Origin of the sequence: Psychrobacter okhotskensis, from assembly GCF_013248965.1 — a bacterium.
GTDB classification, from domain to species: Bacteria; Pseudomonadota; Gammaproteobacteria; order Pseudomonadales; family Moraxellaceae; genus Psychrobacter; species Psychrobacter okhotskensis.
This window is the reverse complement of the sequence record NZ_JABRVQ010000052.1, coordinates 1-3658: the sequence shown is the minus strand read 5'-3', so window position 1 is coordinate 3658 and position 3658 is coordinate 1. Positions and strand designations below refer to the sequence as shown.

4 protein-coding genes are annotated in these 3658 nt (G+C 40.3%); all 4 read right to left on the bottom strand.

Translation table 11 applies throughout. The annotated features are described in order from the left end of the window. Positions 1-207: 207 nt before the first annotated feature. Genes HQR03_RS13960 through HQR03_RS13945 form a run of 4 tightly spaced genes read right to left on the bottom strand, consistent with a single transcriptional unit; the run spans position 208 to position 3351 of the window. Positions 208-456 (bottom strand): polymorphic toxin type 15 domain-containing protein, encoded by a 249-nt coding sequence (locus HQR03_RS13960; protein WP_336217948.1) that lies wholly within the window; start codon positions 454-456, stop codon positions 208-210. 58 nt (positions 457-514) lie between these two features. Further along, on the bottom strand, positions 515-1228 hold the full coding sequence (locus HQR03_RS13955) for a GAD-like domain-containing protein (RefSeq protein WP_173240630.1): 714 nt from the start codon (positions 1226-1228) through the stop codon (positions 515-517). Between the two features lie 18 nt (positions 1229-1246). After that, positions 1247-2569: a polymorphic toxin type 15 domain-containing protein gene (locus HQR03_RS13950; RefSeq protein WP_173240628.1), complete on the bottom strand. Its 1323-nt coding sequence runs from the start codon at positions 2567-2569 to the stop codon at positions 1247-1249. After that, the gene (locus HQR03_RS13945) at positions 2566-3351 is read right to left on the bottom strand and encodes a DUF2345 domain-containing protein (protein WP_173240626.1); all 786 of its coding nucleotides are present in this window, start codon (positions 3349-3351) and stop codon (positions 2566-2568) included. Before HQR03_RS13945 ends, HQR03_RS13950 begins: the two co-directional genes overlap by 4 nt. Between the last annotated feature and the right edge of the window lie 307 nt (positions 3352-3658).

The window sequence follows — 3658 nt, the reverse complement described above, 5'->3', positions numbered from 1 at the left end:
CTTCGGCTTTAAATTCATCGCTGTAGGTTCTTACTTTCTTGACCATGGTAAACTCCTCTTTGAGTCGTTAGTTTACCAAGTTTAATTGTACGGTTTCTTCAGCATAGCTCAGGCTGCTGCCAATCAGGTTGTCCAAAGTCTTCCATGAAAAGATCAAAGTCTTCATCTATAATAAATGTACTCATTTAAATGTCCTTTAGTCATATTTTATTTACATCTATTTAGTTCAACGTTCATTTTGGTTTGTCCACCTTGGGTTTTTTGTGCTTCTTTAGCCGCTTTGTCCATCTCTGCTACTCTGTGCTTCCATTGAGAACCAATAGAGGAGTTCACATCGCCACGACCCAATCGATTAATTTTATCTTGTCCACCTGCGACCATGTCAGGATCATGTAGAGCATGTAAATCAGATACGATCACTTTGGTATGTGCTGCTGCTAATTTTTGGGCTTCAATAACTTTGCCATCTAATCATGCTAATAAAAAACCACCCGAAGGTGGCTTAAATAATTAATTATACTAAGTCATCTAAATCAGGTAGATTTGATGAATCTTCAACACCGAATGCCATTTGTCCTAATCTCTTAAAGTTGATGTGTTGAATCTCAATCAAGTCGGGTAGCAGACTAAGATGCACAAAGATATTCATTTTATCGACATTTTTGATAGACGCATTGTCACTTATGGCAAGGGCAGGAACGAAGCCAAACATCTCGTCATAGTCGAGCGCACCAAACTTTTTCACACAACGCTTGAATAGAGGTTTGCTATTGTTATCAACCATATCAACATATTTTGTCTCTTTAAAAGCAAAAAATAATTCAATTTTTCTATCTGCTAGGCCTTTTGCAATATCTTTCGCTTCCCCTTTTTCTTGATAAACCCAACCAAGAGTTGGAGTAATTGTATAGGCATGACCCATTTTTTCACCCCAAACGTATAACTTGCCAAAGCCACTACGAGCAATCACATAATAATTGTCTTGTTTTAAAATGTCTTCACCTAGCCAAAGCACGAGCTCATCTTCATAGTCAGCAGGATTGACCATCCAAAATAGACCTTGTTTAAAGCGGCAGAAGCCCATTTTCTCCCAATAGAAAAGAAGTTTGTCAGGCAACTTGCCACGATAATATTCCAAGGTAGCTTGTTCAACAGGCTGTTGCCAGTCAGGTTGACCAAACTTTTCTAAAAAGTAATCAAATCCTTCATCAATAATAAAATTATTCATTACAATTTCCTATTTTAATTATTTACAACGGTTTAATTCTACCTTCATTTTGGTTTGCCCGCCTTGAGACTTTTGTGCTTCTTTAGCGGCCTTATCCATCTGTGCAACTCTACTATTTGCTTCAACTTTATTAGACCATTGTCCACCTATGGACTTATTCACATCAGCACGACCCAGTCGATTAATTTTATCTTTACCACCTGCAATCATATCAGGATCATGTAGAGCATTCAGGTCTTTCATTATTTCAGGAGTACGTTTGTTCGCTAACCGTTCAGCTTCTATAGGAGATTTTCCTTGTTTCTCATAGCTATTTTTCAAAGACTCATTAATCTTATCTTCATACTCTGTTCTAGCGTTTGCCTGCGCCCCATTACTTTTCGGCCTGCCATGCGTTTTGAAGGCGTCACGACCTGTCAAATACTCATCGACAGTAAGGTTATTCAGTCCAGCTTCTTGATCTTTTAATTGACAATAGTACTCTTTTTCAAACTTTGCATTTGCTTTACTGTCTTTAGCAAATCTACTCTTTAAGCTTTTACTTGGCTTAAAGCATTTAGGGGTATGTTTTTTCATAACCCCTTTTCTAGCAGGTCTTGACGTTATACTGCTATTATGACTGACTGTTTCGCCAGAAGCTTTTCGGTTGGTTGATGCCAATGCTGTGCTGGGTTTATTACCAGCTGTCCGACCCACACCTGCGCTATTAACACTCGCTGTAGCCGGTGTCATTTTCGACCAGCCATTTATCTCATTAATAATTTGCTGAGCGAAACGATCAAAGTCTTTTTGAATTTGAATTAACTTTTGCTTATTAGACTTACTTAAACTATTGAGAAACTTAGGGGTCAAGATACTGTTAAGTAAGCCTTTTAGTTTACTGACATCTAACGCTTTTTTTAAAGCTTGCTCTGCATTACCTTTACCAAATTTTCTGATAAAGGCAAATAGATCAGCAGGGTTTTTACCGCCAATCTTGATAGCTTTAATAGCACTTTTAACTGCATCACCAAAGACTGGTATCAGCCCTATTAATGCTGCTATGAGTAAGAACCATAATGTAATATCGGAGGGTTTATCTTTAAGGCTCATGACGGATTTAATAATGTCTCTAGCATCAATAAGCTGTCCTGCAATAGGAACTGCACCGATCACAATTTCAGCAAATAGTGCCCAAGACGAGGTGTTTTCACCTGCTAGAAACGAACCTGTCTCTTCTTTTAATGCTTCAAACCAGCCTGTGGGTTTTTCTTGTTTGGCTTTTTTATATTTTTGAGGAGTGTAATCCTTCCCTATGTTACTAATCCCTAGTGCGCCGCCGCCAAAGCCATTACTACTCATATACCATCCTCCATATCTATATCAGGCTTGAAGTCAGCAGGGTCTTCACCATAATAAACATGAGCTTGACCCTTAGGCACACCTTCTAAACGAGCAAAGCCATTTTTATCTAAAATGCCTTCTCTGACAGAGCCATCTGCGAACTCGACACGGTAGGGCGCACTGCTTACTGGAGTCTCATCATCGTGTAGATAATTAAGCTCGATAAAGGTTGGTGGTTCGTCCAAGATATTAGAAGGTAAGCCTGATACAAATTGACCATCAACTCCGCCCCCAGCCTTACTGTGCTTACCTGCTTTTTCCGTCACCTCTTTGGCGGCGATAGTGATATTGCTACCATCTAAAGTGATACTCGCACCACCAGCCGTCAGCGTAATTTTATTCGTTGCGACTACTTCAACCTCTTTAGTCGAGGAGGCAATATTCACATCTTGCTTAGCCGTGGCTTCAAGCTTACCCGTATGGGCGGATAGGGTGATATTTTCTTTGGCATTGGTCATACTAAACTGACCATCGGCTACTAGATTGAGTGATTCGCTACTGATTTGGTTATGACTATCGCCACTACTAATATTTAAGTCTTGCTGAGTGGTGCTAATCATCTCGCCCATAGTTCTATGAATAATGGTATCGTCGCTCACATAGCTTATGTCAGCTGCACTATCAATCAGCGTGAATGGTGTTGTTTGATGGGTCTTATTAAGCTGGTTAGCATCTTGCTCTTTGACGATACTCTCAAGCTGAGTCTTAATCGCTTTATGATCTTTGCTATTGCGACCCAATCCCGTTGCCAGTTGCGTGAGTCGCTCCGCTAGGTGCTGACCACCGAGTGCGGTTTGGGTCAGAGTCGGTGTATGCTGCTGGTAGTTATGCTGTCCAGATTGAGCGTGGGTCTGCGGTTGAATGGAGAGGGCTAAATATAAAAAACCACCCGAAGGTGGCTTAAGTAAAATAATAACAAACTATCCTTTTTCACCGTCAAACTGCCAAATAACCTGACCCCATTGGTTATTAGGATAATCTGGCATGATGTCGCCTTGCTTAAAGTAAGCACGACTGTCAGATTTTGCTTGCGTGAACCAGTAGCCT

Bases quoted from the DNA above. Each gene is read 5' to 3' on its own strand.
- HQR03_RS13955 (WP_173240630.1), bottom strand. From the start codon at position 1,228: ATGAATAATTTTATTATTGATGAAGGATTTGATTACTTTTTAGAAAAG.
- HQR03_RS13950 (WP_173240628.1), bottom strand. From the start codon at position 2,569: ATGAGTAGTAATGGCTTTGGCGGCGGCGCACTAGGGATTAGTAACATA.